15 protein-coding genes are annotated in these 18,923 nt (G+C 31.0%); 11 read left to right on the forward strand and 4 right to left on the reverse strand.

Going from position 1 to position 18,923, the window contains the following annotated elements; translation table 11 throughout:
* Both B3W71_RS14720 and B3W71_RS14725 read left to right on the forward strand, forming a co-directional pair.
* Positions 1 to 212: hypothetical protein (locus tag B3W71_RS14720; protein WP_346889690.1), on the forward strand; the 212-nt coding region annotated here is incomplete at its 5' end.
* A 783-nt stretch (positions 213 to 995) separates the two neighbouring features.
* Complete coding sequence (locus tag B3W71_RS14725) at positions 996 to 2,501, forward strand: YfcC family protein (protein ID WP_346889691.1); 1,506 nt, start codon at positions 996 to 998, stop codon at positions 2,499 to 2,501.
* 338 nt (positions 2,502 to 2,839) lie between these two features.
* On the opposite strand, the gene B3W71_RS14730 is transcribed toward B3W71_RS14725, so the two are convergent.
* The gene (locus B3W71_RS14730; protein WP_346889692.1) at positions 2,840 to 3,250 is read right to left on the reverse strand and encodes a hypothetical protein; all 411 of its coding nucleotides are present in this window, start codon (positions 3,248 to 3,250) and stop codon (positions 2,840 to 2,842) included.
* 567 nt (positions 3,251 to 3,817) lie between these two features.
* On the opposite strand from B3W71_RS14730, the gene B3W71_RS14735 reads away from it, so the two are divergent.
* The 5 genes from B3W71_RS14735 to B3W71_RS14755 all read left to right on the forward strand — a co-directional run bounded on the left by B3W71_RS14735 (position 3,818) and on the right by B3W71_RS14755 (position 12,163).
* Complete coding sequence (locus B3W71_RS14735; RefSeq protein ID WP_349676420.1) at positions 3,818 to 4,729, forward strand: trans-4-hydroxy-L-proline dehydratase activase; 912 nt, start codon at positions 3,818 to 3,820, stop codon at positions 4,727 to 4,729.
* Between the two features lie 372 nt (positions 4,730 to 5,101).
* On the forward strand, positions 5,102 to 7,474 hold the full coding sequence (hypD, locus tag B3W71_RS14740; protein WP_346889694.1) for a trans-4-hydroxy-L-proline dehydratase: 2,373 nt from the start codon (positions 5,102 to 5,104) through the stop codon (positions 7,472 to 7,474).
* A gap of 248 nt (positions 7,475 to 7,722) precedes the next feature.
* The gene (gene proC / locus B3W71_RS14745) at positions 7,723 to 8,523 is read left to right on the forward strand and encodes a pyrroline-5-carboxylate reductase (protein ID WP_346889695.1); all 801 of its coding nucleotides are present in this window, start codon (positions 7,723 to 7,725) and stop codon (positions 8,521 to 8,523) included.
* A 25-nt stretch (positions 8,524 to 8,548) separates the two neighbouring features.
* Complete coding sequence (locus tag B3W71_RS14750; protein WP_346889696.1) at positions 8,549 to 8,857, forward strand: pyrimidine/purine nucleoside phosphorylase; 309 nt, start codon at positions 8,549 to 8,551, stop codon at positions 8,855 to 8,857.
* A 705-nt stretch (positions 8,858 to 9,562) separates the two neighbouring features.
* Entirely contained in the window at positions 9,563 to 12,163 is a 2,601-nt protein-coding gene (locus tag B3W71_RS14755) for an SBBP repeat-containing protein (protein ID WP_346889697.1), read from the forward strand.
* 145 nt (positions 12,164 to 12,308) lie between these two features.
* Here B3W71_RS14755 and B3W71_RS14760 read toward each other — a convergent pair whose 3' ends face one another.
* Positions 12,309 to 12,845 carry a nitroreductase family protein gene (locus B3W71_RS14760; RefSeq protein ID WP_346889698.1) on the reverse strand — a complete coding sequence of 179 codons (537 nt, stop codon included), beginning with the start codon at positions 12,843 to 12,845 and terminating at the stop codon, positions 12,309 to 12,311.
* Positions 12,846 to 13,604: 759 nt separating this feature from the next.
* Between B3W71_RS14760 and B3W71_RS14765 the strand changes: the two genes are divergently transcribed.
* The 3 genes from B3W71_RS14765 to B3W71_RS14775 all read left to right on the forward strand — a co-directional run bounded on the left by B3W71_RS14765 (position 13,605) and on the right by B3W71_RS14775 (position 15,327).
* Positions 13,605 to 14,198, forward strand: coding sequence for a hypothetical protein (locus tag B3W71_RS14765; protein ID WP_346889699.1), 594 nt, complete (start codon positions 13,605 to 13,607; stop codon positions 14,196 to 14,198).
* A gap of 13 nt (positions 14,199 to 14,211) precedes the next feature.
* Entirely contained in the window at positions 14,212 to 14,463 is a 252-nt protein-coding gene (locus B3W71_RS14770; protein WP_346889700.1) for a hypothetical protein, read from the forward strand.
* A 234-nt stretch (positions 14,464 to 14,697) separates the two neighbouring features.
* A complete protein-coding gene (locus tag B3W71_RS14775; RefSeq protein WP_346889701.1) occupies positions 14,698 to 15,327 on the forward strand; it encodes a site-2 protease family protein in 630 nt (209 codons plus the stop codon).
* Positions 15,328 to 15,468: 141 nt separating this feature from the next.
* Here B3W71_RS14775 and B3W71_RS14780 read toward each other — a convergent pair whose 3' ends face one another.
* Together B3W71_RS14780 and B3W71_RS14785 are read right to left on the reverse strand one after the other, a co-directional pair.
* Positions 15,469 to 17,340, reverse strand: coding sequence for a cation-translocating P-type ATPase (locus B3W71_RS14780; protein ID WP_346889702.1), 1,872 nt, complete (start codon positions 17,338 to 17,340; stop codon positions 15,469 to 15,471).
* 145 nt (positions 17,341 to 17,485) lie between these two features.
* Entirely contained in the window at positions 17,486 to 17,761 is a 276-nt protein-coding gene (locus B3W71_RS14785; RefSeq protein WP_346889703.1) for a metal-sensing transcriptional repressor, read from the reverse strand.
* 517 nt (positions 17,762 to 18,278) lie between these two features.
* On the opposite strand from B3W71_RS14785, the gene B3W71_RS14790 reads away from it, so the two are divergent.
* On the forward strand, positions 18,279 to 18,812 hold the full coding sequence (locus tag B3W71_RS14790) for a flavodoxin domain-containing protein (RefSeq protein WP_346889704.1): 534 nt from the start codon (positions 18,279 to 18,281) through the stop codon (positions 18,810 to 18,812).
* Positions 18,813 to 18,923: the final 111 nt, after the last annotated feature.

Raw genomic sequence — 18,923 nt, forward strand, 5'->3', positions numbered from 1 at the left:
AAGCAAAGAACTCTGTTTATTTGGTGTATTGTATTAAAAGAAAAAAACCTGAGATAAAAACTATTTTTGCTGTGGTTACTAAATCCTTTATGAGTTTTTTAAAAGTAGTATGTAATGTTAATTATTTCAATGTTTTAATATATTATTTTATATTCTTATGTATATACTCCATGGCAATGAAGGAGGGAAAAGTATACAAAATGAGGAAATAAAAGCATTATGATATTAAAATGAAAAAATTAATAAATGGTTTTACAATTTTAAATTATATGCAATTAATAATGAACATAAAATGAACAAAACCTGAATATATAGGTGCAATGTAGAGAAAAAGAGAGAAAAAAATAGAATTTACGCAAAATAGAGCAAATTAGGAACTTTATCTTTTTGAAAGTTTGTAGTAATATTATTATATAAAATAATAAAATTTTGGTTGATAAAGTCAGATTTTATTATTTTATGTCTATGATCTTAACAGTGTATGGTTGCGGAAGTTGCTATTTATAAAATTGATGGAAAATTATTAATATGATGTACAATCTAAAATTATTATGGAATTTTTAATTTAATTAAGGTTTACTAAGCTTGAAATACAAGGAACGAAGGAGTATAAGCTTAAAAAGTTTTAAGGAATTGAAAACGTTTAAAGATGTGTGCAAGCTAAATGGGTAGATCAAGGGTATAAAAATTTATGTTTTATACATCTATTATACATAAAATATAAGTTTTAGACATTGTTTTTAGGATTAGGATGTATATTTTAGGAAATAATATTAATAAAAATTCACTTCGATTTTATGAACAAACTATGAACTGCATATGTTGAGGTGATGTAATTAAGATGAATAATTTCTCTTAAATTTTAGGAGTTTATTAAAAACTTAATTATATCAAAAGAAGAGATATGTTATAAAACATAATATCTCTTTAGATATGAATGTTTAAGCTACAACTATGTAGCCGACACTAACATTAAACTATTGGAGGGATTTTACATGGCAAAAAAGAAAAGGAAATTATCCTTTCCCACTGCATTCACAGTATTAATTATAGTACTGCTTTTAGCAGCAGCGCTAACTTATGTGATACCAGCTGGTTCATACTCAAAACTATCTTATAATGCAGATAGTACTAAGTTTGAGATTACTGCTCCTAATGGAGATAAGACAGAAATGCCTGGTACTCAAGAAACTTTAAATGAACTTAAAGTTACTGGTGACATTTCTAAATTTACTGATGGTAGTATCAACAAACCAGTAGCTATACCAGGTAGTTATGAAAGAGTTGAACAAAAACCACAAGGTATAGTGGATATAGTTCTATCTCCTATCAATGGAGTATATGATACTATAAATATCATCCTATTTGTATTTATCATAGGTGGAGTTATTGGTGTATTAAATTACATTGGTGCATTTAATGCAGGAATTGCAAGTCTTTCAAGATTAACTAAAGGAAGAGAATATATATTAATAGTATTTATAACCTTCTTAATTTCTCTTGGAGGTACTACTTTCGGACTTGCAGAGGAAACTATAGCCCTGTATCCGATAATGGTTCCCGTATTTTTAGTTGCAGGCTATGATGTTATGGTATGTATTGCATCAATATATATGGGATCTTCTATAGGAAGTATGTTCTCAACAGTTAATCCGTTCTCAGTAGTTATAGGTTCTAACGCTGCTGGAATAAGCTTTACAAATGGACTTAATTTAAGAATTGTTGCTTTCATTATAGGTACTTTAATCACTATAGTATATATCTTAAGATATGCTAAAAAAGTTAAAGCAGATCCAAGTAAATCTTTAACATTTGCAGATAAAGATGCAATAGAAGCTAAATTTGCTAGTGAAGGAGAAGCGCCTGAGTTAACTTTAAGATTTAAAATTATATTACTAATATTCCTTTTAACTTTCGTAGTTATGATCTATGGAGTTTCTGTTAATGGCTGGGGATTCGGTGAAATGACTGCTATATTCTTAGTATCTGGTATAATCATTGGATTCTTATCAGGAATTGGCGAGAAAGATTTCGTAAACCAATTCGTAGCTGGAGCTGCTGACTTAATGAGTGTTGCCCTAGTTATAGGTGTTGCTAGAAGTATAAACCTTGTATTAGAGAATGGTATGACTTCTGATACAATCCTTAACTTCTTCTCTAATGCTATAGCAGGTATGAATCCGAATATATTTATAATTCTAATGCTATTAATATTCATAGTACTTGGATTCTTTATTCCTTCATCATCAGGACTTGCAGTTCTATCTATTCCAATTATGGCTCCTCTTGCAGATTCAGTTGGACTTTCAAGAGATGTTATAGTTTCAGCTTATGTATATGGATTAGGATTAATTTCCTTCATTACACCAACAGGATTAATTCTAGCAACCTTAGAAATGGTTGATGTAACCTATGATAAGTGGCTGAAATTTATCATGCCTCTAATGGGATATATAGCAGCCTTCAGTGCAATAATGCTATTAATACAAGTAAACTTCTAATATATAATAAAAGTGTGCAAAATTCTAGGATTTTGTACACTTTTTATTTTGTATTTTAGATTTTAATCATAGTAAAATGAAAGAAGCCAGGTAAAGAATTTCATATTGATTATATTTAAACTGTAATGTAATTACACATTTAATACATAAAATAGAATTAACGGGAGTTAAAAGAGCTATATTTCTTATAAGGCTTGCATCATCTTTAATATTCATTGCTTTTTTAATTCTAAATATCAGTACTATAATAGGATAGAGATAATATAAATTTCTAATCTTATATAAAATATAAAATATAAAAATGTTGAGCTTGTTATAAGACATGCTCAACATTTATTTTATATAGCTTTAGGTGGTTTTTTCCAAAGGGTTTCATTAATAGCTCTTACGGTTCTAGTGAATTTTTCACAGGTTATCGAAATCTCTATTTTCTCTTCTGCAGATAACTTTTCTTTAGAGAATAATCTACTTATTCCATAACTAAAACCTAACGTTCCAAAGCCGAACTGCATTTCATGGATTCTGCTTTTGTTTAGATTCATATCCATAGGCCTTTGATTTTTTAATATATCTTTCTTAGTTGTTTCAGGATGTTTATCCCAAAAGTATTTGTATTCGGGGTTTAATTTATAAGCAGTTTCATGAACTTCTTTAAATAAAGTGAATCTTACATAAATATTATTCATGGCATTTTCTAATTTCCCTCTTGCTTTTGCGTTAGCTTTCTCAATCTTTTTTTCCTTTGACATTAAAACTCCTCCAAAATCTATATAAATATGTATAATAAACTACTATGTTAATTAAAAATTCAAATAAATTATAAGCTATATATATCATTATATATACAATTCTGTAGAAATGCAAACTTTTACAGTAAGGGAAAAATAAATCATATAGTCATATTAAAATTTAATTAAAGTTAAGAAAGTAAATAAAAATTTTATGAACACATAATAATTTTTTAAAAATATAACATTTGACTTTGTATGTAATAGATTTTATAATTAAAGTGAAAATATAAATAAATAAATTCATATGTGTGAAAATTGGGTTGTATATGAATTTTGTTTATATCATTAAGAGAAAATTGTATTCAAAGAGAATTTAATTTTACAATTGAGTTTAGGCATCTTCAAAAAATAAATAAGCCAGAATGCTCGTCTATTTTGTATTATACTGCGTCAACAGAACCCTTAGATAGNNATTTATTTTCAGATGCCTTAATTAAAAATATATATAAGGTCATACCACTATTATTCTAATTTTTTTGAGTATGAAGCCATAGTGGATATATAAGATAAATTGAGGGTGATATGGTGAATTTACCAAGAGTAATTAATATTCAAAAATATTCTATCCATGATGGAGATGGAATTCGTACAACAATATTTTTTAAGGGGTGTCCTCTTTCTTGTTTATGGTGTCATAATCCAGAAAGTCAAAACTATAGAGAAGAACTTATGTACAATGAAGAAAAATGTACAGGTTGTATGGCATGTATGAATATCTGTCATAAAAGAGCAATTTCAAAGGAAGAAAATCATGTGGTTACAGATAGAAGTAAATGTGACCTTTGTAAGGGTTGTATTGACTGTTGCGTAAATAATGCTCGTGAAATAGTAGGAAAAGAATATACAGTAGCACAGCTTATTAAGGAAGTAGAAAAAGATAAAATGTTCTATGAAGAGTCCAATGGCGGGATTACTTTATCTGGTGGAGAGGTTATGACTCAAAATATGGATTATATAGAGGAATTATTAAGGAAGCTAAAGAAAAAGGGTTACAACATTGCCATAGATACCTGTGGTCAAGCACCCTATGAAAACTATGAAAGAGTACTTAATTATGTAGATACATTTTTGTATGATGTTAAGCTAATGGGTAACGAGAAGCATATAAAATATGTAGGGAAATCTAATGAAGTTATTATTGATAATTTAAAAAAGCTAAGTGATGCTGGAGCAAACATCAATATAAGAATACCTCTAGTAGAAGGTATAAACACAGATGATGAGTCTATAGAAGAAATTATTAAATTTTTAAAGGAAAATGTAAGTGTGCAAAAGATAAACTTACTTCCTTATCATAACACAGGTAAAAGTAAGTATGAACGGCTTCAAAAGGTTTATGAAGGAATTGATTTTAAAGCACCTAGTGACGACAGACTTGAGGAAATAAAGAAAAGATTTGAAAATGCAGGGTTTATAAACATAAAAATAGGTGGTTAGTAACTATTTTTATGTTCACATAAAAGCAAGGGTTTAAACCAGTGTTGAAATTGTCTTATAATATTTACACTTAGTCAACTTCAAGGATTGGTTCTCCTTGAAATAGTATTCCCTTATTGCAATGTTTAGGACAGTTTCAACATTTAGCTAAAATAGAAGTTATCTCATGATAAGGTAATTAGAAGATATTAAAATAGAATTAACAAGTTTAGCTAAAGTAGAGTTTATTCTAAGGATGACATTCCTAGCAATTTATTTTATATAGATATAAATTAGAAGTGTTAAATTCATAAAATAAGTTCTTTTAAAGTCAATGGAAATGTAAGTAATTCATATAGATGAATTACTTGATATTAAAATAGGAGGTAAGTCATGGAGAGAGGTATGAATGAAAGAGTTAAAAAGTTAAGGGCACAAAGTGTAAACACGATTCCTAGCATATACATGGAGAGGGCAACACTAATGACAGAGGCCTATAAAAAGTATGAGGGTACTGTATCAGTTCCAGAAATGAGGGCTCTAGCATTTAAGCATTTCATGGAGAATAAAAGCTTATGCATTGATGAGGGAGAACTTATAGTTGGTGAAAAAGGTGATAGACCACAGGCAGCGCCAACATTTCCTGAGCTTTGCTGTCACACCATTGAAGATATGCACATAATGAATGACAGGGAATTAATTTGTTTTAAAGTAAGTGAAGAAGACTTAAAAACTCAAGAGAAAGAAGTAATTCCTTATTGGGAAAAAAGATCTATTAGAAATAAAATTATAAATTCCATGAGTGATAAATGGAAGGAGTGCTATGAAAGTGGAATCTTTACTGAATTCATGGAACAAAGGGGTCCAGGGCATACAGTAGGATCTGAGAATATATATAAAAAGGGATTTTTAGATTATAAAAATGAAATTAAGGAAGCTATAAATAAATTAGACTTCTTAAATGACAAAGAGGCATTCTCTAAAAGAGAGCAGCTAAATGCCATGAGTATTAGTTGTGATGCCATTATGATCTTGGGGGAAAGATATGCTAAGTATGCTAGAGAGCTAGCAAGTAAAGAAGTAGATGAAACTAGAAAAGAGGAGCTACTTCAGATTGCAGAGAACTGTGATGTAGTGCCAGCTCATGCACCGAAGACTTACTGGCAAGCGATACAAATGTATTGGTTTGTTCATTTAGGAGTAACAACAGAATTAAATCCTTGGGATGCTTATAGTCCAGGAAGGCTTGATCAACACCTAAATCCATTCTATGAAAGAGATGTAGAGGATGAAGTCTTAGACGAGGATAAAGCTAAAGAGCTTTTAGAATGTCTATGGGTTAAGTTTAATAATCAGCCAGCGCCTCCAAAGGTAGGAATAACTTTAAAGGAAAGTAGCACTTATACTGATTTTGCTAACATTAATACCGGTGGAATCACTTCGGATGGACAGGATGGAGTTAATGATGTAAGCTATTTAATCTTAGATTGCATGGATGAAATGCAGCTACTTCAGCCAAGTTCCAATGTACAAATTAGCAAGAAGACTCCTAAAGGATTCCTTAAAAGAGCTTGTGAAATCTCTAGAAAGGGATGGGGTCAACCTGCTTTTTATAATACAGAAGCAATTGTACAGGAATTACTTAATGCAGGAAAATCTATAGAAGATGCTAGAAGAGGTGGTACTAGCGGATGTGTTGAAACTGGAGCTTTTGGAAATGAAGCTTATATTTTAACAGGATACTTTAATTTACCTAAGATATTAGAGCTAACGCTATTTAATGGATATGATAAAGTAAGTAGAAAACAGCTAGGTCTAAAGCTTGGATATGCTAAAGACTTTGAAACCTATGATGAGCTATTTGAAGCCTACAAAAAGCAAATAGAATATTTTGTAGATATAAAGATAGAGGGAAGCAACATCATTGAAAAAATATATGCAGATTATATGCCAGCACCATTCCTTTCAATTATAACTAATGATTGCATAAATAAAGGAAAAGACTATAATGCTGGTGGAGCTCGTTACAACACTAATTATATACAGGGTGTTGGAATTGGAACTATTACAGATTCTTTAGCTGCTATTAAATATAATGTTTATGATGAGAAGAAATTTACTATGGAAAAATTAATAGATGCCGTAGAAAATAATTTTGATGGTAATGAGGTTATTGCAAATTTAGTTAGAAATAGAACTCCGAAATACGGTAATGACGATGACTATGCTGATGAAATTATGATATCCGTGTTTAATGTATATAATAAAATCGTCACAGGTAGACCAAATGTTAAAGGTGGCTGTTATAGAATTAATATGCTACCTACAACTTGTCATGTTTACTTCGGAGAGGTAATGATAGCAAGTCCAAATGGTCGTCTTGCTCATAAGCCTGTATCAGAAGGAATATCTCCTGAAAAAGGTGCAGATATATATGGACCAACAGCAGTTATAAAATCAGCATCTAAGATGGACCATCTAAGAACTGGAGGAACTCTTCTAAATCAAAAGTTCACTCCAAGTGTAGTCGCTGGAGAAGAAGGACTAAATCATATGGCAAACTTAGTAAGAACTTACTTCAATATGGATGGACACCACATTCAATTCAATGTAATTGATAGAAAAACTTTAATAGAGGCACAAAAACATCCAGAAGACTATAAGGATTTAATAGTAAGGGTTGCAGGTTATAGTGATCACTTCAGAAACCTAAGCAAAGAACTTCAAGACGAAATAATAAACAGAACAGAGCAAGCATTTAACTGACACTCTAAATCTTTGATTTAGCTAGTGGAAGTTACTCCTTAGAACGCGGTGAAAAGGAGTGTCCTTTTAAACACTCTAAATCTTTGATTTAGCTAGTGGAAGTTACTCCTTAGAACGCAGTGAAAAGGAGTGTCATTCTAAGAGTCCAAATCTTTGATCTAGTGACTCGAAGTTATTCCGATCAGTGAATATGAGTCGAAATGCTTTGCTCAGTTTCATAGAAAAATAAAAATAAAGGGGTCTTTAAAATGAAAATGAAGTTAGGATTTATTGGTTGTGGAAATATGGCAAAGGCTATGATAGGAGGAATTATTTCTTCTAAAATCTTTGATGCAAAGGAAATTATAGCCTCTGATTCATACACTAAAGGTTTATTAAAGACAGAGCAGGATTTAGGTATTAACGTAACTACTGATAATAGAGAAGTTGCTATGAATAGTGGTGTAGTAGTTTTATCCGTGAAACCTCAATACTATGATAGCGTAATTAAGGAAATTTCTAATGTAATCAAAGATGATACTATTGTAGTAACTATAGCTCCAGGCCAAACTCTTGAAAAATTAGAAGGTCAATTTGGAAAAGCAGTAAAAATAGTTAGGACTATGCCAAATACACCAGCTCTTGTGGGCGAAGGAATCACTGGAGTTTGTAAAAATGCTTTAGTTACTGATGAAGAAATAAATTATGTATGTAATATTCTAAGTGGCTTTGGTAAAGCGGAAATCATTGAAGAAAGAATGATGGATGCGGTTGTAGCCGTAAGTGGAAGTTCACCAGCTTATGTATTTATGTTTATAGAAGCTATGGCAGATGCAGCCGTAATGGAAGGAATGCCAAGAGATAAGGCTTATAAGTTTGCAGCTCAAGCAGTCTATGGAAGTGCAAAAATGGTAATGGAAACAGGAAAACATCCAGGCGAATTAAAGGATATGGTATGTTCTCCAGGAGGCACAACTATAGAGGCAGTAAGAGTATTAGAAGAAAAAGGCTTACGAAGCAGTGTAATTGAAGCTATGAAGGCATGTACAGAGAAAGCAAGAAAAATGTAAATAGATATAGCAGGAGGAAAATAATATGGAGTTTACTAATGCAAAAATAGTAAAAAAAGCTAACGTATATTTTGATGGTAAGGTAACTAGTAGGACAGTTTACCTTGAAAATGGAGAAAGAAAAACTCTAGGTTTTATGCTAGCTGGAGATTATGAATTTAACACAGCTGCAGAAGAGCTAATGGAAGTTCTAGGTGGAGAAATGGACATAATGCAAAAGGGTGAAGACAGGTATACTACTTATAAAGAGGGCCAAAGCTTTATAGTACCAGAAAACTCAAGCTTTAAAGTTAAAGTAAACACCATAGCAGACTACTGTTGCTCATATAAGTAACACTCTAAATCTAAGATTTAGCTAAGTGTTACTTACTCGTTCGAATGTATATGAGAAGGAGTTACAAATTAAATGATTAACAAATCTATGATTTGGTAATTCGAACTTACTCCACTGAATGAATATGAGGTGGAGTTACATTAAAAAATCACAAATCTATGATTTAGACTTTCCAAATTAAAAGCTACCCCCTGCCCATTGCACATCCCTAGCATTTTGAATTATATAATGATTTAAGATGTTGTGTAATGGGTAGCTACCTTTATAAGTACTATAGTATAACACACAAACAATATAAAAAACTAGAGGAAGAATATATCTTTTCTCTAGTTTTTCTTTTAGAATATTAAACTGAAACTTATTATATAAGGCATCTTCAAAAAATAAATAAGTCAGAATGCTCATCTATTTTGTGTTATNNCTTGTCTAACTCAAAATATACTTTCCACCTTTGACTTACTATTTATTTTCAGATGCCTAACATTGCATTTCAATAATAATTACACTTTATAATAATTATAACATCCCCATGGTAAATAAAGTTTAAATATGATAATTAAAGATTTAAATATGATAACTAAAATTATAAAGAGCAATAACAAAATAAAAAGTTCTAAGAACTATTAAATTACTTTCACATAAAATTTTATAATAGAATACATTAATAATAATGGATTTTTAAGCATTTTTAGAAGGAGATTTAATATGTCGCATAAGAGGGATCAGAAATTAAACTTTAACAATACCCATCTCTTTGAAATTAATAATGGGCAGAATCACAAAGATGTAAAATATACAGTTACTAAAGATGGATACATGATTATGTTCCTTAAAGATGGAATAATAATGGGGCTTAATGAATCATTAAAAGATAAGGTTTCTACTAGCATTACAAAATTTAATGGGAAAGAGCAATACTTAAACATGATGAAGTCTACAGCACCGATTCATTTCTTTAAAATATCATTTAAGGATTCACTATCTGATTTAGAAATCATAGGTGAAGATGAAGGTGAAGGAAAAAGAAATTATTTTGGAGCCAATCTACCTAAAGAAGGTATTACGGACATATCTATGTATTCCAAGGTAAGGTATAAGGGCATATACCCTGGTATAGATTTAATATTCTATTTTAATAATGAAAAATTGGAGTATGACTTTATCCTTCAGCCAAGGGCAAATCCTAAAGTTATCAATATGATCTTTGAAGGTATAGATGACATTAAACTAGATTGTAATAAAAATGTAGAGATTAAAGTTAAAAATTGCAATATGTCCATTTTAAGACCTAATGCTTATCAAGTATATAATGGATTTAAAATAGATGTATCTAGCCAATTTAAGATTAATGATAGTAGTCTATTCATAGAGGTAAACCATTATGATAAAGCTATTCCTCTTGTTATAGACTCTATTCTAGGATATTCAACTTATCAAAGAGGAGTAAATAATGATGGTGGTAATGGAATAGCAAATGATAAGAGTGGAAACACTTATGTAACTGGATTTACTAATTCATTAAATTTTCCTAAAACTGTACCTACAATAGGTCAACCATGTAATAATACACAAGCAGTAATTGTAACTAAATACAATCCTTCAGGGCAGATGATATACTCTGCAGTTATAAATGGAAGTAGTGTTGATATAGGAACAGGAATAGCTGTTGACAGTATGGGAAATGCATATGTCACAGGACAAACATTTTCTCCATCCACTGACTTTCCAACTACAGTTACCATAGGTAGTGGCGGTAGTATTTCTATATTTATATTTAAGTTAAATGCTGCAGGTAATGTATTAAATTATTTCACTTATATCAGCGGTAATGGACTAGATTCAGCATCATCCATAGATTTAGATACTAATAATGATGTTTATATAACAGGAAATAGCGCCTCTACAGATTGGTCAACGTTAATACCTAGCAATTATACTAATTTTGGCTCGCCATTAACAGAAGAAAATGCTGCTTTATTTGTATGCAAGGTAAACCAAAGCGGAAATATAAATTATTTTTCAACTCTTTCTGGAAATTCTTCTACTACTGGAAATGGCATAGTTGTAGATAAATTAGGAAGTGCCTATGTGGGAGGTGGAACATCAGCTGCTATATTTGGAGCTCTAACTCCTAATATTATAGGTGTTAATGATGGTACGTCTAAATCTTTAGCAATTAAATTATCTCCAACGGGTGGAGAGCTATCCTATTTTACTCTTATTAGTGGAAGTAATTTTGAAGATGGAAGGGATATAGATATTGATACTCTTGGTAATGTTTATATAGTTGGAAATACAAGTTCAGCAGATTTTCCAAGAGTTCCAATAGGCAATATAATAGGTACTGATCAAGGAAGTATATTCGTAAGTAAATTAAATCCTACAGGAACTGCATTAATATATTCTGTTACCATAGGTGGTAGTGGTGCTGATATTACAGAGTTTGTTAATGGCGTAGCAGTGGATAGTAGTAATAGAGCGTATATAACAGGAGCTACTGACTCAAACACCTTCCCATTAGAAAATCCTATATATCCAGATAAAAAAGGGGAGCAGGATGTATTTATAAGTAGGCTTAATCAAGCTGGAACAGCCTTTGAGTTTTCTACCTACTTTGGCGGAAATGGTAATGATATTGGAAATAGTATAGCTGTAAATGCTAGTAATAATATTTATATTACTGGGTTTACTAAGTCTAATAATTTACCATTAAAATCTCCAAAGCAGTCCATATTTGGTGGTGGTGTAGATACCTTTGTACTGAAAATTCTAGATGTGGATGCACCTACAGTAGCAGATATTCAGGATGTATATAAGCTTCTTACAGATACACATTATAGCTTGACAGAAGTTAAAAGAGAGATTAGAGTGATAGAAAAAGCTCTTAAGACCACTATAATTAGACTAGAAGTTAGAAATAGAGACATTCAAAACAAGCTTGACTATATACTATCTTGTATGGAGTGTTACAATAAATTTGGATTAACAACAGGGAGGATTAGAAGAGAGAGCAGAGTAGCCACATTAGTTATAAATATAGATAATCACTCTATGAAAACAGCAGAGATAGAAATACTAAGAAAGAACTTATCTAATGAAAAAACACCTCATTCCATAAGCAACGTATTAATAGAGCCGTATTCAACAGAGGAATTAACCTTTAATAATATTCCAGAGCTCTATGAAGTAGAGATTAGAGGAGTTACATCAGATATAGAGGCAAAAGCAGGAGAAGTAGGAAGCGGAGAGAACTCTCCTTATAGATCCTTGAGAACATTTAGAATATCTGAGTCAAAACAAAGGTAATTAGCTATATAATTTTGGTGAAATTAGTAGCTGCTCAGAAAAAATAATTAAGTAAATCAAAAGTCTGTTTCAGAATTATTTACTAAGTGTATGTTCAACATCTACTTAAGATTTAGTTTATTCTAAGACAGACTTTTTTATATAATTATTCTATTATTTTTAAGATTGTATCTGCAAATTTACGCTTTGGCATTGCTACTTCTTCATCATGGTATCCAATAGGCATAACTGAAACAATTTCTTCTGTATCAGGAATTCCAATGATTTTAGCTACTTTTGCTTCATCAAAGATTCCTATAATAACTGTACCTAGGCCTAGTTCTTTAACCTTTAATGAAAAAATCATATTGGATAATCCGCAGTCATACATTTGCCAGCCTTCACCCTTAGCAGAATCAAAACTACCATCACGGGTATAACCAGATCTAAACTTAACTACACTTGATACCATTATAACAGGAGCTGTTTCACAAGAATGCTTATTAAAATCAGGCATTGCATCGATTATTCTTTGTTTTGTTGCAGTATCCTTCACTGCATAGTAACGAGTTACCTGAGAGTTTTTCCATGATGGTGCATAAGCAGCCGCATTCACTAACTCTTCTATAACCTGATTGCTTACTTCCTTTGAATTAAAGTTACGAATACTTCTTCTTGTTTCTATACACTTTTGAAATTCCATAATTAATACCCCATTCATTCTTTCTATTTATAGTAGTTTTCTAAGAATAAGATATAGTAGAAACTTTCTTTAAAATATCATTAAACCAGAGAAAACTTAACTTCATCACCTATTATAGTATAGGACACTAAGGCTATCAAGGGAAGCAATGAATCTTTAAACATATGGGCAACTAAAAAGTTAGGGGTACAGTGTAGCGGCCGAAACTTTTAGAGGAGTCCATATTTACTATGATTGGCAAGATAACCTAGCAAATGGAGTAAAGGCATTGCTAGGTTATAACGGGCTAAGTATCTATCACTGAGATTATAAACTATGGATTTTATAGTTTTAGTCTTAGAGCCATATAGACCGCTTAAAATGTCTTGGTCATGTAAAAGAAGTCTGTTTTAAAATTTTTCAATATAGTTAAAGATTTGCTGAAAGTCTTGATACTTTGTTGAAAGCTCTAAATTCATTAACATAAAGCCAGAGTTGATATAAGTACTATCTTTGTTCATGTTTAGGCGATATTTATTTATAAGTTATAATGGCTTATTAACATGGAAGACAGCAATGAAAAAATTACGTCAAGAAGTAACAAAATTTGTTTAATTAAAAGATATATATAGTATATATTGGAATATAATGATGCAAATACAATAATATGGTTGAAACGCGGGGAAAGGAATGTTAAAATAAATTTGTAGCTGAATTTGATATTGATTAGGTTACTTATAACTTTTAGTTGTAAATATGAAATATCATGGGGGGATAATTGTGAAATTTAAAGGTAGTTCAATAAGTATAAAGAAAGTTATAATCTTAGCTATCATTAGTATTTTTGTTGGCTCTGGAATTGGAATTATAGGAAGTATTCCAAAAGACGAATTTTCAAAGATAAATGAGAAAAATGAAGTAGTACTTGCTCAGATTAGTGAGCAGGAGAAGATATTAGAAGAAAGTAAGGTAAATCTAAATACCTTATCAAGCAAAGAAACAGAACTTAAAAATAAAAAAGAAGAGATTTTAAAGGCTGAAGGAGAAGCTAAAGCTGAGAAAGAAAGATTAGAAAAGGCAGAAACAGCAAGAATTGCAAAGGCAGAAGCAGAAGCAAAAGCTGAGGCAGAAAGGATAGCTAAAGCTGAAGCGGAAAGAGTAGCAGCTACTAATGATGCAAATCAAAATGATGTAAACAATAGTAATTCAGCAGTAAATCCAGAGCCAGTAGGAAAAATGGTATGGAAAACAGCTACAGGTAAAAAGTATCATAGCAGTAATAACTGTGGTAATACCAATTCTAAAAATGCTACATGTATAACTATAGAAGCAGCAGAATCACAAGGGCTAGCTCCATGCTCAAAGTGTAACTAGGAGGTATAGGTTAATGAAAAGTAAAGAATCATTAATTAGAAAGTTTGTCGTAGGATTTATAATTATTATAGGAATTATTATAGGTACTGCTGTAGGTACAACTGGTAGAGTGACATACAGTGCATCTGAATTTGATAAGCAATATGAAGAAAAGTTAAAGCTTTTAGAAGATAAATCACAAGAAGTAAATGACATTAAGAGTAAGATAACAAATACAGAAAAATCAATTGAAGACTTAGAGTCATTTTTAAAAGAAAAAGAATAGACTGTAAAATGGAAGAATGATTATCATTCTTCTATTTTTATTTGCAATCTATTTCACCATATTAATGAACATTCTATTTATAATAATACAATTGTATAAACATAGTGAATAACTTATTGAAAAACTTATAGATAAATAATAATATAGTTATATATAAATATTTATATACTATATAAAGAAGTAATAATATTCTATATTTAAAGGAAAGTCTATTTAAAGGAGTAAAGAAATACTATGGATATTAAAGAACTAATTTATTTTATTCCTGCAATTCTTATTGCAGTATCTTTTCATGAATTCGCCCATGGTTATGTATCCTACAAACTAGGAGATCCAACACCAAAGGCAACGGGACGTCTTTCATTAAATCCATTGACACATCTAGATCCATTGGGAACTCTATGTCTTTTATTCTTTCATTTTGGGTGGGCAAAACCTGTACAAGTAAATCCATATTATCATAAAGATAAAAGAAAGGGTATGGCACTGGTAGGCCTAGCAGGCCCTATGATGAACTTTTTAATAGCCCTTATATGCGCCTTTGCCATGGAAATAATCTTAAAGATGACAGGAGGATATGCTGGAGATATAACTGTGTTCATCTTTAAACTCTTTCAATACACATATATAATCAGCATAGGACTAGGAGTGTTTAACTTAATTCCATTCCCTCCACTAGATGGATCAAAGATTGTGGGAGCTTTATTACCAGAGGAAAAATACTTTAAATATATGAAATATGAAAGATATGGTCAGCTAATCTTATTTGGATTACTTATGATCAACTTGCTAGATAGACCCTTGGATATGGTAATAAAAGCAACGAATAGCATAATGTGGGGCATTGTAAATTTGTTTATATAAATTAATGTGATTTGTTTCAAACTACATTAAATATAGAGATTAGAGAAAAAGTGGTAGTAATTAAATTATTATAATTTAGTTACTACCACTTTAAAATTTAATAGTTTATGTTTATAGAGATAACGATGAAATAACCCTTAATTAACTATATTTATTCTTCCACTTTAGCAGTAGAGCCGAATTTATGATAACTAAAACTGAACCAGCATTATGAACTAATGCTCCTAAAACAGGATTTAATGTACCAATCATTGCTAACACAATGGCAAGAAAATTAAGTCCCATAGAAAATCCTAAGTTTATATGAATAGTTTTCATCATTCGTTTTGATAAGCCTAGTAGGTGTGGTAGATATTTTATATCATCTCTTACAAGGGCAATGTCAGCTGCGTCTACAGCAATATCACTACCAATACCACCCATTGCAATTCCAACATAGGCTTTTTTTAGAGACGGAGCATCATTTATTCCATCACCAACCATGCAGACATACTCATCATGGAATTCATATTCTTCTATGGCATTAAGCTTATCTTCTGGGAGACAATCAAATTTAACAGTATCTATCCCAGCAAGTTTACCTATATGATTTGCAGCTTCCTTATGATCACCTGTTAGAAGTACAGTTTTAACACCTATTGATTCTATATTTTTAATCATATCTTTAGTATCTCCACGAAGGGTATCAGATAGAGCGATAAAGCCAACGGCCTCCTTATTTATGGCAACATAAGTAATTGTGCATCCATGGGAAATAAACTCTGAAGCATATTCTTGTATTTCAGATGAAATATCAATGAAGTTACTATGAAGTAACTCTTCATTACCTGCAAGAACAATTTTATTTTCGATATTTGAATATACGCCTCTTCCTGGTAGCATTTGAAAATCCTTTGGTTCTATTAAACGTTCTTTATTATTTTCTTTATAGTAATTTAATATTGCTTTGCCAAGAGGGTGTTCAGAGCGCATTTCTGCAGCAGCAGTTAAATATAGAAGTTGATCCTTAGTCCACTGTGCAGACGAACTATAAATTTCAGCAACTTTGGGTTTGCCATGGGTTAAAGTTCCAGTCTTATCAAAAGCAATTCTTTTAACCTTTGAAAGGCGTTCTAAAGCATCACCCTCACGTACTAGGATTCCATATTTAGTAGCATTACCGATACCAGCCATGATTGCAGTTGGAGTAGCTAATACAAGAGCACAAGGACAAAATACAACAAGGATGGTAACGGCACGGATAATTTCTCCTGTAATAATCCAAGTAAGAGCAGCAGAAACAAGGGCGATTACTACAATCCAGGTTGCCCATCTATCAGCAACGCCAACAATCTTTGCCTTTCCTGCATCCGCTGACTGCACTAGTCTTATCATCCTTTGAAGGGAACTATCTTTTCCTACTTTAGTAGCCTTCATGTCAAAAGAACCAAATTGATTTACAGTGCCACTAGAAACTTGATCTCCTGGTTGTTTATCAACAGGTAGTGATTCACCTGTCATTACAGACTGGTCTATGGAAGTTTGTCCAGTTGTGATAATACCATCTATAGCAATGGTCTCCCCTGGTAGAACTCTTAAGATATCACCAACTTGTACATCTTTAGCTGGAATAATGGTTTCTACTCCATTTTTAATAGTACGAGCTGTTTGTGGTGATAGATGGATAAGATTTTCAATACCTGTACGAGCTTTTTCCACTGTAATATCTTCAAGCAGAGCACCTATTGTCATAATAAAGGCAACCTCACCAGCTGCAAAGATCTCTCCAATAATAACAGAAGCAATTAAAGCTAAGGATACAAGAACATCAGCTTTAATATCAAAACTAGTTATAAGTCCTTCTAAGGCTTCTTTAATAATAGGGATACCACATAAAATGATTGGAATCCATGCAGCATCAAAAGGAAGAATATTGATTTTTAAGAAACTAAAAATTAAAGATATTCCTGATAAAAGTAAAAATAACATGGTTCGTTTTTTATCATCTTTAAAAAAATCTATGGTTTTACTCATAAATAATACCTCCTATATACCCATGGGGGTATATGTATATTTTATTTATATGTTTATTCATTGTCAATATAGAAGTAAATATTCTAAAATAAAAAAATACAGCAGTCCTAAAAGAACTACTGTATAAAGTGTAATATTTACTTTTTTAAGACATTCGAGAAAAATGCTCCACTGCCTTTGCAAATTCTGAAATTGTTTTATCTGCATCTCCATGTTCAATGCCTTCACGAACACAGTGATTTAAGTGACCTTCTAGTACAACTTGCCCAACCTTATGTAATGCACTTTTAGCAGCATTGATTTGAATTAGAACATCTTCACAAGGTACATCTTCATCAACCATCTTATCAATGGCATTGAGCTGTCCTATAATTTTTTTAATTCTTCTATGTAAATTAGTAGAATCCATACATTGACGCATAACATTTGCCTCCTTTATATCCATGAGGGTATAGGTATATTATATTTCCTTATGAAAATTAGTCAAGGATTATTAAAATAATTAGTTTTATTTGTATATAATTATACTAAACTAAAGTATGAGATATATAGATTTAATCCTGCTATTGATCATGTGGATTTGTTCTTAGGAGTATCTTTTATTAAAGGGTAAGAAGGTCTTATATCGAATATATACCTATAAACTATTTATATAGTTTTACATATACATTTTAAAAAGTTATATATGAAAAATTTTAAAATGATAAATAGAGAAAATTTTATAAAGTTAACTTTTTAAAATGTTAAATAGTTGCTGGAGTTATAAGGTTTAAGGATTTTATGATTTAAATTAAGCATTAAAGTAGAGAAAATGTCATCTACAGAGAGTTATGAGTTGTGTGATTTTGATCAGAGATATGTAGATAGATTTTTAAGGATAATTGAGAATTACTAATCATATAACTTAATATAATTAGTTATATAATAGGAGGAAAGAAATGAATAAAACAGTTGTTGTGTATAAATCTAAATATGGTTCAACAAAAAAATACGCAGAATGGATTGCTAGTGCACTGAATGCAGATATTTTTGAGGTTTCTAAAATTGGTGTAGAAGATATGGAGAAGTATTCAACTATTATTTATGGAGGCGGACTTTATGCAAGTGGTATACTTGGTGTTTCAACAATTACCAAAGCATTTGATAGATTAAAAGACAAGAACTTGATTGTATTCACTGTTGGTCTTGCTGATCCAAAGAGCACTGAATTTGACTCTATCATTAATAAGAACTTTACAAAGGAAATGCAGCAGGGTATTAAAGTATTTCATTTTAGAGGTGCCATTGACTATAAAAAGCTTGGCTTTCTCCATAAAGCTATGATGGCCATGCTAAAGAGCCAAATAAGTAAAACTCCTGAGGATAAAAGAGATGATGAAACAAAAATGATGCTTGAAACCTATGGAAAGACAGTGGACTTTACGGACCAATCATCAATAGGCTTATTGATTGAATCTTGTAATGGGCTGTAGGAATTATTAATAAAATTATTAACATACAAAGAGTGAAGTTTTAGAGAATGAAGTGAGTAAGATTATAAAGACATTATAGTTTGAGAAGAAGAATGCTGAGAAGAACTTTGC

This window comes from Clostridium sp. UBA1056 (assembly GCA_002316385.1).
GTDB lineage: Bacteria > Bacillota > Clostridia > Clostridiales > Clostridiaceae > Clostridium_J.